We start from the raw sequence: 19,348 nt of genomic DNA, 5'->3' as shown, positions 1-19,348 counted from the left end.
CGTACTCGACCACGATCGTCACATCGGCCGCGGCCTGGGTCTCGCCGACTTCGACCTTCACACCCTGGGTCAGGTCGGTGGCGTTGATCGCATCGCGGATCGCACCCAGGGCACGGGCACCGCCGCCGCCCAGGGCGTACACGCCCGAGACCTCACGCGCCGCGATACCCGCGACCTTGCCCACCACACCATCAGCGATCGTCGTCTTGCCGGCGGCAGGGGCCTCCGAGCCGCGGGTGGGGCGGTTCACGCGCGAACCGGACTGGGGGGTGGGGGTGGTGGTGTCGGTAGCCATCTCGGGTTCCTTTCAAGCTGGTCCCCGGACGGTCCGGGGGAGGCGGTGATCGCCTACAGACCTAAGACGTACCGGGTCCAACTTTCGTCACGCGGGGATTGCGGATCACTGACCGAATGTGTATTCGGCTACATACACCTGGCGATGCTCAGCGTCGCAGCGTCGCCGAGGGGTTCTCCCCGAACGCCTCGCGGTACGCGGCGGCGAAGCGCCCCAGCCCGCGGAACCCCCACGTGCGTGCGATCACTGCGACGGTGTCGTGGCCGGCGTCGGCGCGCAGCAGTGCGAGCCGCACGGCGTGCAGGCGCGCCCGCGCGAGGTACGCATGGGGGGTCACTTCGCGCTCGGCGCGGAACATCTGCTGCAGGGTCCGCACGCTGACTCCCGCCGCTGCGGCGATGTCGTGCACAGTGAGGGGCCGGGTGATGTTCGCCTCGATGAAGCGCACCGCTCGTTCCACGGCGCTCGAACCGCGGTGGCGGTCGGGGATGGACGGCGCGGCTCCGAACGCGTCGAGCACGACCGCGGAGAGATGGCGCAAGGTGGACTCGACGATCAGAGGCGACGCGCTGAGGTCGTCGGAGGCCAGCACGAGGCGGACCGCCCGGGCGGTGTGGAGGACGGCGGTCGTCGCGGCGGGGGATCTCGGCGAGGTGCGGCCGAAGACGACGCGGCGGGCCTCGGGGAAGGCCTCCCGTGCGACGCGCTCGAGCTCCTCGCCCCCCATCTGCAGGAAGTCGAGATCGGGGTGGTGGAGCTCCGCCCACGTGGCGCGATCGGGGGCGAGCAGCGCGGCGGAGCCGGGCGTCAGGACGGGCGGGCCGACGGGCGTCGCCCCCTGTCGGACGCTCATTCCCCCCGACCGGACCATCATGAGGAAAGGAACGGGATACCCGTCCGCGAGATAGGCGCTCGCCTGCGCACCGATCTCCATTCGCCCCTCGACGACGCCCTGGAAGCTGACCGCCGTCTGCGCGAACGGCAATCTGTCCTCCACCCCGGTGAACGACCCGCCGCCGAGGGCCGCCCGCGCGGCAGCGGTGGCCTCGGCGGGATCCGTGGTGCGGAACCGGGTGCGTTCCGGGCGCTGCATGCGTCCACACTGCGCGGTTCGGCCGGTCCGGGGATATCCGTTCCGCGCTGAGATCGGTGCAGATGACGCGAACGTCCGCTCGGCCGCCGCGCGGCGAGCGATGCTCTCGGACGGAGGAAAGATGTACGAGATCATGTACGGCGGACAGCAGCTCTGGACCTCGCGTGCCGTCGCCGAAGCGGTCATGGACTATGCTGCCGCCCTCATGTTCCGCGGCGGGTGGGACGTCGTCCGCCTCCCCGTCGTCATCGAGGGCGTAGCCACCGAGGCGCGTCTGTCGCTCGGACCCGCCGTGGCGCTCGGCATCGTCGCCCTTCCGGGGGAGCCGAACCCCAGCCTCTCCGCCGAGGGCGCGACCGTCCAGAACCTCCGTGAGCGGATGGCCTCCTTGCGCAGCGACGACGACTCGCGACGGAGCAACGCCGGCTGAGACCCCGCGGGGCTAGAGCGGGGGGTCGAGCGCGCGGAGGGCGGCATCCATCCGGGTCGCGAACTCGGCATAGCCCGCGTCGTTCGGGTGCAGGCCGTCCGCGGCGATCCAGTCCTCGGGCGAGCCCGCGTAGTGCCCGTCGAGCCACCGGCTGGCACCCGGGATCCAGTCGGCGTCGATCCGGGCGGCCGCGTCCCGGACCCATCCGATGATGACGTCGACCGACGCGGGTCGTTCCGCCGTGTACCAGAACGGCTCGACGACGATGATGCGTGCGTCGGGGAGCTCCGTGTCGAGCCGGGTGAGGTCGCGGTCGATCGTCGCGCGGATCCGATCCGCGGCGGCGTCGTAGCTGAAGTTGTCGTTCAGGCCCATCGTCACGAAGACGATGTCCGGGTCGTCGGCGATGATCTGCGCGGGGATGTCGTCGAGGCCGGCCCCCATGCGGTCCCGCCGGTTCACGAAGCCGAGCCCGTTCTCGCTGCGGTTGATCTCGGTCCACCCGCGATCGGTGCAGATGATCGTCGACCAGCGGAGGTCCGGCGACGAGGCCCCCGTGCCGCGGGTGTAGGAGTCCCCGTAGAAGGCGACGACGGGGCGGTCGTCGCCCGCGGCCTCCACCGGCGGCGGCGACGCCGTCGTCGGGGCGCACGCGGTGAGGACCGCGGCGAGCGCCGAGGCGAGCAGGACTGTCCGGACGCGGCGCATACGACCATTCTCGACCGCGCCCCCGGGGCCCGGGGTCGATCGGGAGGGACGGGTCTCAGCCGTCTGCGGGCTTCTCCGACGCGACGATGACGGGCCCGTGGGAGGGAAGGTGCTGCTCGGCATCCGGCGCCATCTGGAATGTCATGGGCTCCCGCGTCTCCGCTTCCGGCCAGGTGTCGGCGGGCTCGGGGACGACGTGGAGGCCCTGCGGCCCCGCCGCCGTCAGCGTCAGGGCCTGCACCCAGGCGCGGTTGATGTGCGGCGTCCGTGAGCCGTGGAACTTGTAGAGGATGTTCGAGTTGGGATGCAGCCAGATCGTCGTCCGCCCGCCGCCGATGCTGATGTCGTCCTTCCAGCTGAACGTGAACGACTCGTTCCGTCTCAGCTTCGTCGTGATCACGCGTTCGAGGTGACTCAGCAATCGGTCCTCGAACTCGACCCTGACCAGCGTCTCCACGATGAACTTCCCCATGCGGGCCTCCCCAGGATGCCGTGGCGACGTGTCCCGGAGGGGACGGCGAAGACGTCGCCGACGGTCATCGTGTTCCCAGGGTCCTCGGCCGAGCGGCCCGCGGCAAGAGGTGCGCCGAATGAGCACAGGAGTTGCGTTCCCAGGCCGGGTGGGAGGAGGTCACGGGCGCACGAGGGGCCGCGCTGATGGCGCGGTTCGATCTCGATCATCGGGAATCGTGCCGCCCGGGGGAGCTTCATCCGTCAGCATCGTCCCGACCCGTCGTCGAAGGAGACGCCATGACCCCTACCGTCCGTACCCGCGTCGCCATCGTGGGTGCCGGCCCCGCCGGACTGATGCTGTCCCACCTGCTGGACCGGGCAGGCGTGGACTCGATCGTGCTGGACAAGCGCTCGCGCGACGAGATCGAGAGCACGATCCGCGCCGGCATCCTGGAACAGGGCACGGTCGAGCTGTTGGACACGATTGGCGAATTCTCGCGGGCGCGAACCGTCGGTCGCCGCCACGATGGCATCGAGCTGCACGTCGAGGGGGAGCAGCACCGCATCGACTTCGCCGCGTCCGTGGGGCGCGCCGTGTGGCTGTATCCGCAGCACGAGGTGCTCAGGGACCTCGTGGCCGCGCGCCTCGCCGGCGGACAGGACCTGCGGTTCGGCGTGGACGTCGAGGGCGTCGACGGCGGGGACCGGCCGCGCGTCCACGCCCGTGACGCGGACGGCGTCGCCGTCGAGATCGAGGCGGACTTCGTCGTGGGGTCCGACGGATCGCGCAGCGTCGTGCGCTCGGCCGTGACCGGCGACCATCAGAACGGATACTTCCGGGAGTACCCGTTCGCCTGGTTCGGGATCCTGTGCGAGGCGCCCCCGAGCGCCGACGAGCTGATCTACAGCAACTCGCCCGACGGCTTCGCGCTCGTCAGCCAGCGCTCGCCGGCCGTCCAGCGCATGTACTTCCAGTGCGATCCCGACACGGACACCGCCGCGCTGACGGAGGACGAGATCTGGGGCGAGCTGCAGAAGCGCGTCCCGGGCACGGTCCTGCAGACGGGTCCGATCTTCCAGCGCGACGTCCTGCGCTTCCGCAGCTTCGTCGCGGGCGAGCTCCGCCGCGACCGCGTCGCCCTCGTCGGCGACGCGGCCCACACCGTGCCCCCGACGGGGGCGAAGGGCATGAACCTCGCGATCGCCGATGTCCGTCTGCTCGCCGACGCCCTCGCGGCGCTGCTCCTCGACGGCGACGAGCGCCTCATCGACACCTACTCGGAGCGGGCGCTGCGCCGCATCTGGAAGGCGCAGCACTTCTCCTGGTGGATGACGACGATGCTGCACACCGCCCCGGACGCGTCGGGGTTCGACCGCGGCCGGCAGCGGGGCGAGCTGCGCAGCCTCGTCGAGTCCGCCGCGGGTCGCGCCTACCTCTCGGAGGGCTACTGCGGCTGGCCGCTGGACGCGTGATGCACGGCATCACGACCTCTTATGTCTGAATGAGGCAGAAGGCGGGTAGCGTCGGACGCGACACAGAGAGAGTGAGCGACGATGCTTCTCGAGAGAGACCTCATCCAGTCCGTCGGCTTCCGGAACGTGCGCGAGGGCGACGAGATCACCGTGTTCCTCACGAAGAGCGTCACCCTCGCACCTGAGGCGTCCGGGGCTCCCTTCCGCTACGGCGTCGGCGAGCTGCCCGGGTAGCGTCCGGCGTTCCTCGACGGCATCCATGTCGACCCCGCCGACCGGATCTAGGAGACACCCATGCCCAACGGACTCATCCACGACGACAGCCTGCGCCCGCACCCCGACGGGCTCGCGCTTCGCCTGACGATCCCCTGGTACCGCAGTCTGTGGCTGTCGTCGGTGACGACGCTCGCGCTCACCGTCGACGGGGAACAGGTGGATGCCGCGGACGTGCGCTTCCAGCTCGGCGACAACTCCTACGGGCTCGCGGAGCTGCCCGCGCAGAGCGAGACGCTCTGGTACCTGCAGGAGCACCCGCTGCTGGTGGTCCGCCGGCCTGTGCCCGTCGCGCTCGGCGAGACGTACGAGATCGTGCTGCACGGCGAGCTGCGCCTGCCCTACATGCAGATCGCGCCGGGACAGGACGGCGGGCCGGGGATGTACGTGCCCAACGTCGTGCACGACGCGCGCGCGCTGACGGTGGTCGGGACGGATGCCGCGCCTCCCGCACTCGTGCACGACGTCGCCCCGCCACCGCCGGCCGCCGACGGGGACCCGTTCCAGCTGGGGCTGACCCTGTACTCGGCCAGCGCCGAGTTCCGAGCCGGCTGGTACGGCTTCGACGGGCTGCTCGACCGGGTCGCGGAACTGGGCATCGGGCCCGGGATCGAGATCGTGGCATCCCAGGTCCTGCCCACCTACCCCGTCGTCTCGGACGCCTTCGCGGACACGTGGCGCGCGGCGTTCGACCGTCACGGCTTCGTCGCCAGCTCGTTCGGCGCCAACCTCGACATGGGGCGCCGCCGGGATCGCGACATGACCCCGGACGAGGAGTTCGCCTTCTCGAAGCTGATGTTCGAGGGCGCCAAGAGGCTCGGCTTCCCGCTCGTGCGGATCCAGAGCGCCAAGCCCGACCTGCTGCGCCGGCTCCTGCCCGTCGCCGAGGACCTCGAGCTGAAGCTGGCGTACGAGATCCATGCGCCTATGGGGCCGAACGCCGATCCGATCCTGCGGGTCCGCGAGACGTACGCGGAGCTCGACTCGCCGCTCCTCGGGTTCGTGGCCGACTTCTCGTCGACGATGCACGCGATGTCACCGACCCTGCTGCGCGCCGTGCGGCGGGCGGGGCTGGACGAGGAGGCCGTCGCGCGTCTGCAAGAGATCTGGGCGACGGATGCCGCCATGCAGGCGCGTCAGCAGGAGTTCATCGCGTATCTGCGCGGACGCGGCTTCGACCCGGGCCGGCTGGGCGCCTTCGCGCACCTCGCGTTCAACATGCACGGGCACGTCGACCCGCGGGAGTGGGCCGACATCATGCCGCAGATCCTCCACGTGCACGCGAAGTTCTACGACATCGACGACGACGGCCAGGAGCCGGCGATCGACTACCCGGAGCTCGTGCGCGTGTTCGTGGAGGGCGGGTATCAGGGCTTCTGGTCGAGCGAGTGGGAGGGCCACGCCTTCGCCGAGCTCGGCGAGGTCGATCCGCTGCTGCTCGTGCGCCGGCAGCACGACCTCATCCGCGCAGCGATGCGGGCGGTCGCCCCCGCGGTGTGAGTCAGGCCGGGGCGTGGCCGGCGGCGATGATCCGGCCCGCCTCGGCGAAGAGCCCCCGCATCCATTCATGCTCGGGGTCCCGGGCGTGGGACGGATGCCACCACAGCGCGCTCACGAGGGGCGTGGCCGCGAACGGCAGCGGCACGACGCGGATGCCGCCGATCCGCAGCAGGTGCGGGGCGAGGGCGGACTGCACGAGCCCGACGCGACGCGTGCCGCTGACGAAGTGTCCCACCGACAGGAAGCTCTCGAGCACGACCTCGATGTGGGGCTCGACGCCGAGCTGCTGCACCTGCCGCGCGGCCGAGGTGAAGGCCGACCGGGACTGGAAGGTCAGCACCCAGGGGAGGTCGGCGAGGTTCTGCATGGTGAGCGCCTCGCCGACCTCGTCGTTGTCCTCGGAGACCACCGCGAGCCAGTCGTCCTGCCACAGGTCGAGATAGGGCAGGCCCGACACGGGCCCGTGCGGGATGACCATCCCGTCGGCGGAGCGCAGGCGGGTGGCGGCGTCTTCGACGATGCCGGGGTTGTGGAGCATGTACCGGAACCGCACGCCGGGCGCCCGCTCCGCCGCCAGCTGCGACACGATCGTCCCCACCGTGACGAAGCCGTAGTCCGAGCCGTAGATCGAGAACTCGCGCGTCGACTCCGCGGGCGACCAGGAGGCCTGGCTCTCGAAGACGCGGCGCGCCGCCTCCAGCGCCGTGGTCGTGTGCTCGGTGAGGCGGATGGCGAACGGGGTCAACTCGTACGTGTTCCCCCGCCGCGCGAGGATCTGGTCGTCGAAGTGCGCGCGCAGGCGCGAGAGCGAGGCGCTGAGCGCGGGCTGACTGAGGTGCAGGCGGTCGGCCGCGCGGGTCACGCTGCGCTCGGTCAGGAGCGCGTCGAGCGCCACCAGCAGGTTGAGGTCGAGGCGCGAGAGCACCGCATGATCGGTCACCACGTCGTGATCCTTCGCTCGGGAAAGCTGTTCCCCGACTGTATCAACGTGATCTATGACCCGGCTAGGAGGTATATCCGCGGGCGATGCGGCGACAGCGGGCGCGCCTTATGCCCCACATCGCGAAGACTTATGTGCTTTTCCGGCGCATCGCGCGGATACTGAGTCACACAGCACAGGCGCTCCCACCGAAGGGCTCGCCGACAACGTCGTCAGAAAGGCTGGCCATGACTCAGCGCCGTCGCCGCGTCACGCGGTTCACAGGTCTTCTCGCTCTTCCCGCCACCGCCGCCCTCGTCCTCGCGGGCTGCTCCGGTTCCGGCTCCACCGGTGACGCCGGCGGTGACGCCGACTCCTTCACCTTCACGTTCGCCACCTCCAACAACCTGGAGAGCCCCTACGAGACGCTGGCCAAGGAGTACATGGCGGCCAACCCCGGCGTCACCATCACCACCAACCCCACGCCCAACGACAAGTACGGAGAGACGATCCGCACGCAGTTCCAGGCGGGCAACGCCTCGGACGTCGTGCAGACCACCCCGGGCTCGGGCGACGCTCGCGGGCTCGTCCCCCTCGCCGAGGCCGGTTTCCTCGAGCCGCTCGGCGAGACCGCCGCCTCGCTCGTCCCGTCGGGCAGCGAGACGCTGTTCGAGGTCGACGGCGAGACCTACGGCCAGCCGCTCGACTTCACCATCGGCGCCGTCGTCGCGAGCATGGGCACCGCGGGCATGAACGGCATCACGACCTGGCCGACCACGATGGACGACTTCTACGCCGACTGCGAGAAGCTCGCCGGCGACGGCAAGTCCATGATCGCGCTCGCCGGTGCCGCCGGCCCCAACGCCGGTCTGACCGCCCAGGGCATCGCCGCGACCCGCGTCTACGCGGAGGACCCGGAGTTCAACACCGAGCGTGCGGACGGCTCGACGACCTTCGCCGAGAGCGAGGGCTGGGCCGACACCCTGCAGACCATCGTCGACCTCAAGGACCGCGGCTGCTTCCAGCCGGGCGCCGAGGGCGGCGGCTTCGACGCCATCACGAACGGTCTCGCGCAGGGCACGTCCGTGGGCAGCTTCATCCCGTCCGGCTCGGCGGTCGAGATCGCCGCGGCGGCGCCCGCGGAGGCGGACTTCAAGGTCCAGCCCTTCCCCGCCGCGGACGGCGGCAAGCCCTACGTCCTCGCGAGCTCGAATTACACGATCTCGATCAACGCGAAGTCGACGAAGAAGGACGCCGCGACGGCCTTCGTCGAGTGGATGGCGACGCCGGAGGCGCAGGAGAAGTACTACGAGGCATCCGGCCTGCTCCCCATCTCGGAGTACAAGAACCTCGACCTGAGCGACACCATCTACTCCGAGGTCGTGACGGACATCACCAACGGCTCGTACACGACGCTGCCGAACAACGTCTGGCCGAACCCGGCCGTGTACGAGGCGCTGCAGGTGGGCGTCCAGGGCTTGCTGACCGGCCAGACCAGCATCGACCAGGTGCTGCAGAACATGGATGCCGCCTGGACCGACTGAGCGATCCCGCCGCCCGGGCCGACCGGCCCGGGCGGCGGACCCGCACCCATCGAGGATGACGAGGACCTGATGAGCACCACCTTCCGAGCCGGCGAGGTCGCCGCCACAGAGACCGAGCGTGTGGTCCTGCCCCGTCGCGCGGGACGCCGACACCCGGTGCCCGCGCCCCGGCGAAAGGGCCTGCTCAAGTTCGGGTACTGGTGGTGGGCGCTGCCCGGCATCCTCTTCGTCGTCGGCATCCACTACGTCGCCACCAGCATCGGCGGCTTCTTCTCCTTCACGAACTGGACCGGCATCGGGGCGTTCGAGCTCGTCGGGCTCGACAACTTCGTGCGCATCTTCCAGGACCCGACCAAGCTCGGCGCCCTCTGGAACACGCTCTTCCTCGCGTTCGGCTCCGTGATCCTCAGCAACATCCTCGGCCTGGGGGTGGCGCTCGGCCTCAACCGCGGGTTGAAGAGCCGGTACATCCTGCGGACGCTCTTCTTCATGCCGGTGGTGCTGAGCCCGCTCGCGACGTCGTACATCTGGAAGTTCATCTTCGACTTCAACGGCCCGCTCAACCTGATCCTGCGCGGGCTGGGCCTCGACACGGTGGCCCGGGCCTGGATCGCCGACCCCACCTGGGCGATCTGGACGATCCTCGTCGTCCTGGTGTGGCAGAACATCGGCTTCGCCATGGTGATCTACATGGCCGGCCTCGCCGCCGTGCCGGTCGAGATCGAGGAGGCCGCCGCGATCGACGGGGCCTCCCTCTGGCAGCGTTTCCGGCACGTGACGCTGCCCTCCATCCGCCCCGCCGTGGCCATCGCGACGACGCTGGGTCTGGTCAACGGACTCCGCGTCTTCGACCAGATCATGGCCCTGACGGGCGGCGGTCCGGCGGCGGCGACCGAGACGCTCGCGACGCAGGTCTACAAGCAGTCCTTCGCGCTCGGCAACTTCGGCTACGGCGCCGCCCTGGCGCTGCTGCTGACCCTCATCATCCTGGCCTTCGCCGTCGTGCAGCAGCGCGTCACCGCCGGCCGCAGCAAGGAGGACTGACGTGTTCCGCTACACCAAGCTCACCGGGCTCCGCGAGTTCCTGTTCTGGGTCGCCGCGCTGGTCTTCCTGCTCCCCTTCTACTTCCTCGTCACGACGGCGCTGAAGTCCGACCGCGAGGTCATCACCTCGTCGACGCTCGCACCGCCCACGGCGCCCGACTTCGGCAATTTCGTGAAGGTGCTCACCGCGACAGGCAACTCCAACGTCGTGATGGGCCTGATCAACAGCATCATCATCACGGCCGGCAGCATCGTGCTGCTCGTCCTGCTGGGGTCGCTCACCGGGTACGTGATCGCCCGCAGCACCCGTCGGTGGAGCCGCGTCGTCTACTACCTCTTCCTCGTCGCGATCGTGCTGCCGACGCAGCTGGGCACGGTGCCCCTCTACATCGGCGCCCGCGCGCTGGGTCTGACCGGCTCCGCCTGGGGAATGATCGTGCTCTACACCGGCATGCTGCTGCCGCTGTCGATCTTCCTCTACGCGGGCTTCTTCCGCGGGCTCGGCACCGAGTACGAGGAGGCCGCGACGATCGACGGCGCCTCGCGCACGCAGATCTTCTTCCGCATCGTGCTGCCGCTGATGTCGCCGGCGACGGGGACGGTCGCGATCCTCGCCGGACTCATCGTCTGGAACGACTTCTTCACGTCGCTGATCTTCCTCGGCGGCTCCGCGAACCAGACCCTCCCGGTCGCCATGTACTACTACATCGGCTCGCTGGTCTCGGCCTGGAACCAGATCTTCGCCATCGTCATCGTCTCGATGATCCCCATCCTCGCGTTCTACCTCTTCGCCCAAAAGCGCTTCATCCAGGGTTTCGCCGGCGGCCTCAAAGGCTGAGCGAACCCTCCCGGGATGCCGCATCGGGCGGCATCCGCCGGTCGTCGCGCCCGCGTCTTCGAAAGGACACCCCGTGTACCACCTCGCACCCAACATCGAACTGCTCTTCACCGAGGCCGGCGACTACCAGGACCGCGTCCGCGCGGCCGCGGCGGCGGGCTTCGACGCCGTGGAGATGTGGGGTCCGACCGGCGTCGACGCCCCCGCCGCCCCGAAGGACCTGCCGGCGCTCAAAGCAGCGCTCCAGGAGACCGGCGTGCAGTTGACCGCGCAGCTGGCTGAGCCGCGGACGCAGTTCATGATCCCGCCGTGGGACCACTCCGAGTTCTTCCGCAAGCTCGACGAGGGGGTGGCGATCGCGCAGGACCTCGGCTGCCCCCGAATCGTCGTCGGCAGCGGCACCGGCTTCGGCGGGTGGAAGCGCCAGGTCCAGCTCGACAAGCTCGTCGAGATCTACCGCAAGGCGATCGCGCAGATCGACGGCTCCGGCGTCGGCCTGGTGCTGGAGCCCGTGAACGTCCGTGTCGACCACCCCGGCTCCCTGCTGGACCGGACCGCGGAGGCCGTCTACGTCGCGCGGGGCGTGGCCTCGCCGCAGTTCGGGATCCTGTACGACATCTACCACTCGGCCGTCGAGGGCGAGGACATGCGGGTCGAGCTCGAGAACGCCGGCGACCTCGTCCACTACGTGCAGCTCGCCGACGCCCCCGGTCGCGGCGAGCCCGGCACGGGCGAGCTGGACTGGGCCGAGCGCTTCGGCCTCCTCCGCGCCAGCGGCTACGGCGGGCCGGTGGGCCTGGAGTACTACCCGACCACCGCGTCGGAGGCCTCCGTCGCCCACGTGGTCGAGATCGCGCGGGCGGCATGAGCGCCCGCTCCTTCCCCGCAGCCGCCGACGTCGTCGTCGTCGGCAGCGGCCCGACCGGGGCCGCGTACGCGCGCGTCCTGTCGGAGCAGGCCCCCGGTGTCACGATCGCGATGTTCGAGGTCGGACCCACCGTCTCGGACCCGCCCGGCGCCCACGTGAAGAACATCGCCGACCCCGCTGAGCGTGCTCGTGCGCAGGCGGCGTCGGAGGGTCCGGGCGAACGCGGCGAGAAGGTCGCGAACCCCGGTGCCGCCAAGGCGGGCGTCCGCGGGGCGCGCCCCGGCACCTTCCTGCTCGAGGAGGGGTACGCCTTCGACGGCGAGGACGGGATGCCGGTCGCGGCGATGTCCAGCAACGTCGGCGGGATGGCCGCCCACTGGACGGGCGCGTGCCCGCGGCCGAACGGCACCGAGCGCATCGATTTCCTACAAGACCTCGACGAGCTGCTCGACGAGGGGGAGCGCCTGCTGGGCGTGCGCACCGACGCGTTCGACGCCGCTCCCTTCGGGGCCATCGTGCGCGAGCGGCTGGCCGCCGCCGTGGACGAGGGACGGATGGATGCCACCCGGGTGCAGCGCATGCCGCTGGCCGCCCACCGTCGTGACGACGGTCGACTGGTGTGGTCGGGGTCGGACGTCGTGCTCGGCGACGTCACCCGGGAGAACCCCGGGTTCCGCCTCTTCGACGAGGCGCTCGTGACGTCGGTCGTGCTCCGCGACGGGCGTGCCGCCGGCGTGATCGTGCGCGACGTGCGCTCGGGCGTCACGCACGAGGTCGCCGCCCGGTTCGTCGTGGTGGCGGCCGACGCCCTGCGTACGCCGCAGCTGCTGTGGGCGTCGGGGGTGCGCCCGCCGGCGCTCGGGCGCTACCTCAACGACCAGGCGCAGGTGGTGTTCGCCGCGCGCCTGCGCGACATGCCGCCGCTCGGCGCCGATGCGCCCGCGACGGGGCTCGCCGAGTACAGCGGCGTCAGCTGGGTGCCGTTCACCGACGATGTGCCGTTCCACGGGCAGATCATGCAGCTGGACGCGTCACCCATCCCCCTCGCCGAGGACGATCCGGTCGTGCCGGGGTCCATCGTGGGGCTCGGGCTGTTCTGCGCCAAGGACGTGCAGGCCGACGACCGCGTCGTGTTCGACGACGCGCACGTCGACGGCTACGGGATGCCGGCTCCCCGCATCCACTACACGCTGACGGCCCGCGACCACGAGGTGATCGAGCGGGCCCGGCAGGAGATCGTGCGCCTCGGCGCGGCCGTCGGGGACCCCCTCGACAGCCGTCCGTTCACGCTGCCGCTGGGTTCGTCCCTGCACTATCAGGGCTCCACGCGGATGGGCCTCGTCGACGACGGGACCAGCGTGTGCGACACCCACAGTGAGGTCTGGGGCGTCCCGGGCCTCGTCGTCGCCGGCAACGGGGTCATCCCCACGGCGACCGCCTGCAACCCGACTCTGACGTCGGTGGCGCTCGCCGTCCGCGGCGCGCGCCGGATCGCGGCCGAGCTCGTCCGCGACGGCGCCGAGGCTGCGGCATCCCTCGTCTGATTCCTTGCTTACGCAGGAATCAGACATTAGTATGTAGGAATCAAGACAAAGAGGTCTGCGGCTCCGGCCGCACCGACGAGGAGGTCATCGTGATCCCGGATCGCATCATCGAGCAGGGGACGCTCACCGCCCGGGGCGGGCGCGCGTCGGTGGAGGTGCGCCTGCCCTGGTACCGGGCGCTGCCGGCATCCTGCATCTCCGGAGCGCGGCTCGCCGTCGACGGCGTCGAGGCCCCCGCGGAGTCGCTGCGGTGGGAGATGAACGGTGAGGAGCTCACCTTCGCCGAGATGAAGACGAACACCGCGCAGTGGTGGTTCCCGACCGACTCGGCGGTCCTCTCCGGCGACATCGCGATGGATGCCGGGGAGCACGAGGTCCGGGTCGACCTCGAGCTCTACATCCCGTACATCATCATCGCCGACGACCAGGTGCTCCACATCGAGGAGCACGACACGAAGACGATGACCGTCCGCCAGGTCGAGGAGGCCCGCGCATGACCGACTCCGCCCCGAAGGGCACGCCCATCCAGGGCGTCACGCTCTACAGCTTCACCCGCGCGTTCCATGGCCGCGAATACGATCTCGACCAGCTCATCCGCAAGACCGCCGCCGAGGGGTTCGGGCCCGGCCTGGAGATCATCGGGTTCTCCAGCTTCCGCGGGTTCCCCGAGATCGACGACCACTTCGCCGGCCGGTTCGACGACCTCGTGCAGGAGGTCGGACTCGTCCGCACCTCCCTCGCGGTCAACGCCGACATCGGGCTGCGCCCCGACAAGCTCATGGGCCAGGACGAGCTCATCGCCTACATGCGCCGGCAGATCGCTGCCGCGGCGAAGCTCGGGTTCCCCATCGCCCGTGTGCAGATCTCGCTCACGCCCGACTCGATGGAGGCGCTGGCCCCCATCGCCGAGGAGCACGGCGTCACCCTCGCCCTCGAGGTGCACGCGGACCAGTACGCCTCGCACCCGCGCATCCTGGCGCTGCGCGACCGCTACGAGAAGGTCGGCTCGCCCTTCCTCGGCTTCACGATGGACTGGGGCGCCACCGTCTCGGGCTTCGCGCCCTCGCTCATCGAGGCCTATCGCCGCCGCGGGGCCTCCGAGGAGCTCCTGTCCGCCGTCGTCGCCCTGTGGGACGAGTACTACGAGCAGGGCCCGCCCGCCGACCAGGCCGACCACGGCCAGCGCTTCGGCCGGTTCATCGGCCTCGGCCACCAGTACGGGCGTCCGGACCTCGGCATCGACTTCGGCATCAACGGCACGGGCCTGTTCGGTCCCGCCCGCGTGGACGACTGGCTCGAGATCTTCCCCTGGATCAGGCACGTGCACGGCAAGTTCTTCGGCATCGACGAGAACGGGAACGAGCCGTCGGTTCCGGTCGCCGACCTCATCACGCTCCTCGTCGAGAACGGCTACAGCGGCGCCGTCTCGAGCGAGTACGAGGGCTGGCACTGGAACCACTGGCAGAGCCCGTTCGAGATCATCCGCGGCGAGCAGGTCATCCAGCGCGCCGCCGCCGAGAAGGCCGGCTCCCGCATGATCACGGATGCCGCGGAGGCCCGCCGCATCCTCGACACCCACCTCGCGCACGCCGTGCGCGCCTGAAAGGACCCCTCATGAGCGATGGCATCGCCGGGACCGGCATCAAGCTCGGGACCACCCTCTACTCCATGACCAGCGAGTTCGCCGCCGGTCAGTACACTCCCGAGACCCTCATCAAAGAGGTGCACGACCAGGGCATCGGCCCGGGGGTCGAGTTCAACTTCGCGCAGCTGCTGCGCTCCTACCCGGACGTCGACGCCGACTTCGTCACGCTTTGGTTCGACTCGCTCGAGAAGTACGGGCTCGAGGCCAGCGCGGTCGGGACGAACCTCGACATGGGTCGCATCAAGACGCGCGACATGACCCCCGACGAGGAGCACGAGTTCCTCGCCCGCCAGCTCAAGGCCGCCCATACCCTCGGGTTCAGGAGGATCGTGATCCGCTCCCACGGCAAGGAGCTGCTGCGCAGCCTCCTGCCCCTGGCCGAGAAGTACGACCAGAAGCTGGGCTACGAGATCCACGCGCCGTCCGGCCCCAACGACCCGCACGTCCTGCAGATCCGCGAGATGTACGACGAGCTGCAGTCGGACCGGCTGGGGTTCACCGCCGACTTCTCCTCGACCATGCACTCCCTGTCGCCGACGCTCCTGCGCACGCTCGGACAGATGGGCATGGACGAGAAGCACTTCCCGGTGATGGAGGAGATCTGGCACGGGCCGACGCCCATGCATGTCCGCAACCAGAAGTTCGAGGACTACCTGTCCGGTGAGGGCGTCGACTTCCTGCGGTTCGGGCCCTTCACGCGTCTCGCCTTCAACATGCACGGTCTCGTGCCGCCGGAGGAGTGGCTCGACATCATGCCGCAGATCTTCCACGTGCACGCGAAGTTCTACGACATCGGCCCCGACGGTGAAGAGCCGGCCATGGACATCCCGCGGATCGTGAAGCAGTTCGTGCTCGGCGGGTACGAGGGGTACCTCTCCAGCGAGTGGGAGGGCCACGCCTTCAGCGACCTGGGCGAGAGCGACCCGATCGACCTGGTCAAGAAGCAGCACGCCCTCATGCGGGCGGCCATCGAGGACACGGTCGCCGAGCAGTCCGTCACGACCCCCGGCGCGGCGCAGCCGGCGTGAGCAGGGCGCCCCGGATCACGAACCACCCCTCCAGCCCCCAGACCACCCAGAAGCTCGACCCCGTGCCGCCGGTGGCGCACGACCGCTTCACCGACACGTTCGCCTAGGAGTCACCATGGCCACTCACAATTCCCTCTTCGCCGAGAAGGACGTCCGTCGCACCGACGACGGCCTCGCGGTCTCGGTGCAGCTGCCCTGGTACCGCAGCCTCTGGCTGTCGGCCGTCGACGACGTCGCCGTCCGCGTGAACGGCGTCGACGTGCCGAAGGGCGACCTCCGGTTCTCGCTCGAGGGCCGCGAGTACCGCGTCGAGGAGCTGCCCGAGCAGTCCGAGACGCTGTGGTTCGTCGCCGACCGTCCCGACGTGCTCATCCACCTCGACACCCCGCCGGCCGCCGGCGAGAAGACGACCGTCGAGGTCGTCCTCACCATGCGTCTGCTCTACATGCAGATCATGCCGGGCGTCGACGGCGGCCCCGGACGCTACGTCACCAACCGCGTCCCCGTCGAGCGCGAGCTGGTGCTCGCGTGACCACCGCCCGGCCCCTGCGGGTGGCCATGATCGGCTACGGCTTCATGGGGGCGGCCCACTCCGTCGGCTGGCGCCAGGCGCCGCGCATGTTCGACCTGCCGCGCGCGGTCGAGATGACCGTCGTGGTGGGGCGGAACCGGGATGCCGTGGCATCCGCCGCCGCGAAATGGGGCTGGGCGGAGTCGGCCGTGGACTGGCGCGATGTGGTCGCGCGCGACGACATCGACATCGTCGACATCGTGACCCCGGGGGAGTCCCACGCCGAGATCGCGATCGCCGCCCTCGAGGCGGGCAAGCACGTGCTCTGCGAGAAGCCCCTGGCCAACACCGTGCCCGAGGCCGAGGCGATGGCCGAGGCGGCGGAACGCGCCCGGGCCCGTGGCATCCGGTCGATGGTCGGCTTCACCTACCGCCGCGTGCCGGCGGTGACGCTGCTGCGCGACATGATCGCGGAGGGCGCCGTCGGCACGGTCCAGCAGGTGCGCGCGGCGTACCGGCAGGACTGGCTCGTCGATCCCGGGATGCCGCTGGCCTGGCGTCTGCAGAAGGAGCACGCCGGATCCGGGGCGCTCGGCGACATCGGCGCGCACATCATCGACATGACGCAGTTCGTCACCGGCCTGCGCGTGGAGCGGGTGTCGGGGACCGTCGACACGATCGTGAAGGAGCGTCCGCTGCAGGCGGCGGGCTCCGGTCTCTCCGGCGCCGCGGGCGAGGGCTACGGCGCGGTCACGGTCGACGACGTGACCATCTTCACGGGACGCCTGGCCAACGGCGCGCTCGCCGCGTTCGAGGCGACGCGCTTCGCGACCGGGCGGAAGAACGCCCTCACGATCGAGGTGTCCGGCGACCGGGGGGCGCTCGTGTTCGACCTCGAGGACCTCAACAGCCTGAGGTTCTACGACCGCACCGCGCCCGAGGGGCGTCAGGGCTTCACGCAGGTCCTCGTCACGGAGCCGCAGCATCCCTACGTCGCGGCGTGGTGGCCCGCGGGCCACATGCTCGGGTACGAGCACGGGTTCACCCATCAGGTGGTCGATCTCGTGCACGCGATCGACGCCGGCACGGACCCGCACCCGTCCTTCGACGAAGGGCTCGCCGTGCAGCGGGTGATCGACGCGGTCGAGCGCAGCAACGACAACGACTCGGCCTGGACCGGCGTGGCCGCCGGCGTCCCGGTCGCCTGACGAGGAGGAGCCCCATGGCGCGCCCCATCACCCTGTTCACCGGCCAGTGGGCCGATCTTCCCTTCGAGGAGGTGGCCCGTCTCGCCGGCGAGTGGGGCTACGACGGTCTCGAGATCGCCTGCTGGGGAGATCACATCGATGTCTCCCGCTGGGACGACGCCGACTACGTGCAGTCCCGGCTCGACATCCTCGAGCGCCACGGCCTGAAGGTGTGGACGATCTCCAACCACCTCGTCGGACAGGCGGTCTGCGACGACCCCATCGACGAACGCCACCACGACATCGTGCCCTCCCGCGTGTGGGGCGACGGGGATGCCGAGGGCGTGCGCCGGCGCGCGGCGGAGGAGCTGAAGGACACTGCGCGCTTCGCAGCGAAGCTCGGCGTGAAGACGGTCACCGGCTTCACCGGGTCGAGCATCTGGAAGTACGTCGCGATGTTCCCGCCCGCCTCCGACGCCATGATCGAGCGGGGCTATGCGGACTTCGCCGAGAGGTGGCATCCCATCCTCGACGTGTTCGAGGAGGTCGGCGTGCGCTTCGCGCTCGAGGTGCACCCGTCCGAGATCGCCTACGACTACTGGACGGCGAAGCGGACGCTCGAGGCGATCGGCCACCGCGAGAGCTTCGGGTTCAACTTCGACCCCTCCCACTTCGTCTGGCAGCAGCTGGACTCCGTGGCCTTCGTGCTCGACTTCGCCGACCACGTCTTCCACGTGCACTGCAAGGAGTCCACGACCAACCTCGACGGCCGCAACGGTGTCCTCGGCTCCCACCTGTCGTGGGACAACCCGCGCCGCGGGTGGACGTTCGTGTCGACCGGCCACGGCGACGTGCCCTGGGAGCCGCTGTTCCGCGCCCTGAACGCGATCGGCTACGACGGCCCGACGAGCGTGGAGTGGGAGGACGCCGGGATGGACCGCCTCGTCGGCGGTCCCGAGGCCCTTGCCTTCGTGCGCCGGCTCGGACGGATCACCCCTCCCCACCAGCTCTTCGACGCCGCCTTCTCACGCAAGGACTGACATGACCGACGTTCTGAACGTGCTCATCCTCTCGGGGCACATGACCATCGAGCACGACAACGCCCACCGCAGCTTCCGGCAGCACAACCAGTGGATCACGACGCTGCTGGAGGACACCGGGCGCTTCAAGGTCCGGGTCGTCGAAGATCCCCGGGGACTTCCCGCCGCGGTCATCGACAAGTACGACGTGCTGATCGTCATCTTCGAGGGACGCGACGGCTACCACGACACGGCCGTCGGATTCGGAGAGGAGACGGATGCCGCGATCCTCCGCTTCGTGCACGACGAGGGCAAGGGCATCGTCTGGTTCCACGGCTCTGCCGCGCAGGAGGACCGCTGGGGCTACCCCGAGGAGTACAACGTCATGCGCGGCGCCAAGCTGAGCGCCTGGGAGACCGGACTGCGGCCCCGCCCGTGGGGGGAGGCGCTGCTGCGGACGGCCGAGCCGCGGCATCCCATCACCGAGGGCATCAACGCGACCTGGACCGTCACGGGAGACGACATCCTCGTCGGCGTGCAGATGTACGACGGCGCGCAGGTGCTGCTGACGACGTTCGACGACCTCGAGGCGTACGAGAAGGCGCCGGTCTGGCCGATGTCGCACTATCCGGTCGACATCCCGGAGGGCGGGATCGCTGAGCTGCCCGGCATCAACACCGACCAGCCGCTCGCGTGGATCAACGAGTACGGCGCGGGGCGGTCGTTCACCATCACCATCGGCCACGACATCGACACGTTCCGCCGCATCGAGTTCATCCGCATGTTCCCGCGCGGGGTCGAGTGGGCGGCGACCGGCGAGGTCACGCTCACCGGACCGGACCGCCGAGGAGACCGGCGCATCAACCCGTGGCCGTACTACAACGGCGAGGGCTGACAGTGGGCCGGCGGCGCTGAGGCGCCGCCGCGCGGGGAACGGGCATCGGGGCGAGGACAGGTGGATCCTGGGGAGATCCGC

At 70.2% G+C, this 19,348-nt stretch carries 21 protein-coding genes; 16 read left to right on the top strand and 5 right to left on the bottom strand.

From position 1 onward, the window contains the following. Positions 1-295: Asp23/Gls24 family envelope stress response protein (locus tag MRBLMI1_RS15850; RefSeq protein WP_367734457.1), on the bottom strand; the 295-nt coding region annotated here is incomplete at its 3' end. Between the two features lie 148 nt (positions 296-443). Further along, positions 444-1,388 (bottom strand): helix-turn-helix transcriptional regulator, encoded by a 945-nt coding sequence (locus MRBLMI1_RS15845; RefSeq protein ID WP_367734455.1) that lies wholly within the window; start codon positions 1,386-1,388, stop codon positions 444-446. A gap of 121 nt (positions 1,389-1,509) precedes the next feature. Between MRBLMI1_RS15845 and MRBLMI1_RS15840 the strand changes: the two genes are divergently transcribed. Next, positions 1,510-1,818 (top strand): hypothetical protein, encoded by a 309-nt coding sequence (locus MRBLMI1_RS15840; RefSeq protein ID WP_367734454.1) that lies wholly within the window; start codon positions 1,510-1,512, stop codon positions 1,816-1,818. 12 nt (positions 1,819-1,830) lie between these two features. Here the strand turns inward: MRBLMI1_RS15840 and MRBLMI1_RS15835 are convergent, their stop codons facing one another. Both MRBLMI1_RS15835 and MRBLMI1_RS15830 read right to left on the bottom strand, forming a co-directional pair. After that, positions 1,831-2,526 (bottom strand): SGNH/GDSL hydrolase family protein, encoded by a 696-nt coding sequence (locus tag MRBLMI1_RS15835; RefSeq protein WP_367734453.1) that lies wholly within the window; start codon positions 2,524-2,526, stop codon positions 1,831-1,833. Positions 2,527-2,581: 55 nt separating this feature from the next. Further along, on the bottom strand, positions 2,582-2,998 hold the full coding sequence (locus MRBLMI1_RS15830; protein ID WP_367734450.1) for an ATP-dependent DNA ligase: 417 nt from the start codon (positions 2,996-2,998) through the stop codon (positions 2,582-2,584). 278 nt (positions 2,999-3,276) lie between these two features. Here MRBLMI1_RS15830 and MRBLMI1_RS15825 point away from each other — a divergent pair, with 278 nt between their 5' ends. The 3 genes from MRBLMI1_RS15825 (at position 3,277) to MRBLMI1_RS15815 (ending at position 6,225) form a co-directional block, all read left to right on the top strand. Then, positions 3,277-4,452 carry a 4-hydroxybenzoate 3-monooxygenase gene (locus MRBLMI1_RS15825; protein WP_367734449.1) on the top strand — a complete coding sequence of 392 codons (1,176 nt, stop codon included), beginning with the start codon at positions 3,277-3,279 and terminating at the stop codon, positions 4,450-4,452. An 81-nt stretch (positions 4,453-4,533) separates the two neighbouring features. Further along, a complete protein-coding gene (locus MRBLMI1_RS15820; RefSeq protein ID WP_367734447.1) occupies positions 4,534-4,686 on the top strand; it encodes a hypothetical protein in 153 nt (50 codons plus the stop codon). Between the two features lie 60 nt (positions 4,687-4,746). Next, positions 4,747-6,225: a C-glycoside deglycosidase beta subunit domain-containing protein gene (locus tag MRBLMI1_RS15815; RefSeq protein WP_367734445.1), complete on the top strand. Its 1,479-nt coding sequence runs from the start codon at positions 4,747-4,749 to the stop codon at positions 6,223-6,225. A gap of 1 nt (position 6,226) precedes the next feature. Here the strand turns inward: MRBLMI1_RS15815 and MRBLMI1_RS15810 are convergent, their stop codons facing one another. After that, on the bottom strand, positions 6,227-7,165 hold the full coding sequence (locus MRBLMI1_RS15810) for a LysR family transcriptional regulator (protein WP_367734462.1): 939 nt from the start codon (positions 7,163-7,165) through the stop codon (positions 6,227-6,229). A gap of 227 nt (positions 7,166-7,392) precedes the next feature. On the opposite strand from MRBLMI1_RS15810, the gene MRBLMI1_RS15805 reads away from it, so the two are divergent. The 12 genes from MRBLMI1_RS15805 (at position 7,393) to MRBLMI1_RS15750 (ending at position 19,267) form a co-directional block, all read left to right on the top strand. Beyond that, the gene (locus MRBLMI1_RS15805; RefSeq protein ID WP_367734444.1) at positions 7,393-8,688 is read left to right on the top strand and encodes an ABC transporter substrate-binding protein; all 1,296 of its coding nucleotides are present in this window, start codon (positions 7,393-7,395) and stop codon (positions 8,686-8,688) included. A 69-nt stretch (positions 8,689-8,757) separates the two neighbouring features. Then, entirely contained in the window at positions 8,758-9,732 is a 975-nt protein-coding gene (locus MRBLMI1_RS15800) for a carbohydrate ABC transporter permease (protein WP_367734443.1), read from the top strand. A 1-nt stretch (position 9,733) separates the two neighbouring features. Beyond that, positions 9,734-10,570 carry a carbohydrate ABC transporter permease gene (locus MRBLMI1_RS15795; protein ID WP_367734442.1) on the top strand — a complete coding sequence of 279 codons (837 nt, stop codon included), beginning with the start codon at positions 9,734-9,736 and terminating at the stop codon, positions 10,568-10,570. Between the two features lie 73 nt (positions 10,571-10,643). Further along, positions 10,644-11,438 carry a TIM barrel protein gene (locus tag MRBLMI1_RS15790; RefSeq protein ID WP_367734441.1) on the top strand — a complete coding sequence of 265 codons (795 nt, stop codon included), beginning with the start codon at positions 10,644-10,646 and terminating at the stop codon, positions 11,436-11,438. Continuing rightward, complete coding sequence (locus MRBLMI1_RS15785; protein ID WP_367734440.1) at positions 11,435-12,982, top strand: GMC oxidoreductase; 1,548 nt, start codon at positions 11,435-11,437, stop codon at positions 12,980-12,982. The genes MRBLMI1_RS15790 and MRBLMI1_RS15785 overlap by 4 nt, the downstream gene beginning before the upstream one ends. An 89-nt stretch (positions 12,983-13,071) precedes the next feature. Next, positions 13,072-13,479: a C-glycoside deglycosidase beta subunit domain-containing protein gene (locus MRBLMI1_RS15780; RefSeq protein WP_367734439.1), complete on the top strand. Its 408-nt coding sequence runs from the start codon at positions 13,072-13,074 to the stop codon at positions 13,477-13,479. Continuing rightward, positions 13,476-14,585, top strand: a complete 1,110-nt coding sequence (locus MRBLMI1_RS15775; RefSeq protein WP_367734438.1) for a sugar phosphate isomerase/epimerase family protein — start codon at positions 13,476-13,478, stop codon at positions 14,583-14,585. The genes MRBLMI1_RS15780 and MRBLMI1_RS15775 overlap by 4 nt, the downstream gene beginning before the upstream one ends. 11 nt (positions 14,586-14,596) lie before the next feature. Beyond that, the gene (locus MRBLMI1_RS15770; protein WP_367734437.1) at positions 14,597-15,655 is read left to right on the top strand and encodes a sugar phosphate isomerase/epimerase family protein; all 1,059 of its coding nucleotides are present in this window, start codon (positions 14,597-14,599) and stop codon (positions 15,653-15,655) included. A gap of 115 nt (positions 15,656-15,770) precedes the next feature. Then, complete coding sequence (locus tag MRBLMI1_RS15765) at positions 15,771-16,187, top strand: C-glycoside deglycosidase beta subunit domain-containing protein (protein ID WP_367734436.1); 417 nt, start codon at positions 15,771-15,773, stop codon at positions 16,185-16,187. A gap of 26 nt (positions 16,188-16,213) precedes the next feature. Beyond that, positions 16,214-17,374 carry a Gfo/Idh/MocA family protein gene (locus MRBLMI1_RS15760; protein WP_367734459.1) on the top strand — a complete coding sequence of 387 codons (1,161 nt, stop codon included), beginning with the start codon at positions 16,214-16,216 and terminating at the stop codon, positions 17,372-17,374. A 14-nt stretch (positions 17,375-17,388) separates the two neighbouring features. Continuing rightward, positions 17,389-18,393, top strand: coding sequence for a sugar phosphate isomerase/epimerase family protein (locus MRBLMI1_RS15755; RefSeq protein ID WP_367734435.1), 1,005 nt, complete (start codon positions 17,389-17,391; stop codon positions 18,391-18,393). A 1-nt stretch (position 18,394) separates the two neighbouring features. Continuing rightward, positions 18,395-19,267: a ThuA domain-containing protein gene (locus tag MRBLMI1_RS15750; protein WP_367734433.1), complete on the top strand. Its 873-nt coding sequence runs from the start codon at positions 18,395-18,397 to the stop codon at positions 19,265-19,267. Positions 19,268-19,348: the final 81 nt, after the last annotated feature.

Source organism: Microbacterium sp. LMI1-1-1.1, from assembly GCF_040815675.1.
Taxonomy (GTDB): domain Bacteria; phylum Actinomycetota; class Actinomycetes; order Actinomycetales; family Microbacteriaceae; genus Microbacterium.
The sequence above is the reverse complement of the archived record's forward strand: the minus strand, read 5'-3'. Positions and strand labels throughout refer to the sequence as shown.